At 51.3% G+C, this 1,422-nt stretch carries 1 rRNA gene; it reads left to right on the forward strand.

Annotation, left to right across the window (positions count from 1 at the left end):
• A 23S ribosomal RNA gene (locus V3C40_RS28235) occupies nucleotides 1-1,350 on the forward strand; the annotation flags it as partial.
• Nucleotides 1,351-1,422: the final 72 nt, after the last annotated feature.

Genomic DNA, 1,422 nt, shown 5'->3' on the forward strand with positions numbered 1-1,422 from the left:
CACGAAGCAATCGGAAGTGGTTCCAAGAAAAGCCTCTAAGCTTCAGTCATACGAGACCGTACCGCAAACCGACACAGGTGGGCGAGATGAGTATTCTAAGGCGCTTGAGAGAACTCGGGAGAAGGAACTCGGCAAATTGGTACCGTAACTTCGGGAAAAGGTACGCCCCGGTAGCTTGATTGGTTTACTCCATGAGGGTGAAAGGGTTGCAATAAACTGGTGGCTGCGACTGTTTAATAAAAACACAGCACTCTGCAAACACGAAAGTGGACGTATAGGGTGTGACGCCTGCCCGGTGCTGGAAGATTAAATGATGGGGTGCAAGCTCTTGATTGAAGTCCCAGTAAACGGCGGCCGTAACTATAACGGTCCTAAGGTAGCGAAATTCCTTGTCGGGTAAGTTCCGACCTGCACGAATGGCGTAACGATGGCCACACTGTCTCCTCCCGAGACTCAGCGAAGTTGAAATGTTTGTGATGATGCAATCTACCCGCGGCTAGACGGAAAGACCCCATGAACCTTTACTGTAGCTTTGCATTGGACTTTGAACCAATCTGTGTAGGATAGGTGGGAGGCTTTGAAGCGGGGACGCTAGTTCTCGTGGAGCCAACCTTGAAATACCACCCTGGTTTGTTTGAGGTTCTAACCTTGGTCCGTTATCCGGATCGGGGACAGTGCATGGTAGGCAGTTTGACTGGGGCGGTCTCCTCCTAAAGTGTAACGGAGGAGTTCGAAGGTACGCTAGATACGGTCGGACATCGTGTTGATAGTGCAATGGCATAAGCGTGCTTAACTGCGAGACTGACAAGTCGAGCAGGTACGAAAGTAGGACATAGTGATCCGGTGGTTCTGTATGGAAGGGCCATCGCTCAACGGATAAAAGGTACTCTGGGGATAACAGGCTGATTCCTCCCAAGAGTTCATATCGACGGGGGAGTTTGGCACCTCGATGTCGGCTCATCACATCCTGGGGCTGTAGCCGGTCCCAAGGGTATGGCTGTTCGCCATTTAAAGTGGTACGTGAGCTGGGTTTAAAACGTCGTGAGACAGTTTGGTCCCTATCTGCCGTGGGCGTTGGAAATTTGAAGGGGGCTGCTCCTAGTACGAGAGGACCGGAGTGGACGAACCTCTGGTGTACCGGTTGTCACGCCAGTGGCATTGCCGGGTAGCTAAGTTCGGAAGAGATAACCGCTGAAAGCATCTAAGCGGGAAACTTGCCTTGAGATGAGATTTCCCAGAGCCTTGAGCTCTTTGAAGGGTCGTTCGAGACCAGGACGTTGATAGGCTGGGTGTGGAAGTGCAGTAATGCATTAAGCTAACCAGTACTAATTGCCCGTACGGCTTGTCCCTATAACCTTAGCAGGTACAGAGGATAAGACGGTACAACGTTGCGTGTGTGTTGATACTACCAGTCATTACCCC

Origin of the sequence: Janthinobacterium sp. LS2A (assembly GCF_036543145.1) — a bacterium.
In the GTDB taxonomy this organism is placed as follows: domain Bacteria; phylum Pseudomonadota; class Gammaproteobacteria; order Burkholderiales; family Burkholderiaceae_D; genus Janthinobacterium; species Janthinobacterium aestuarii.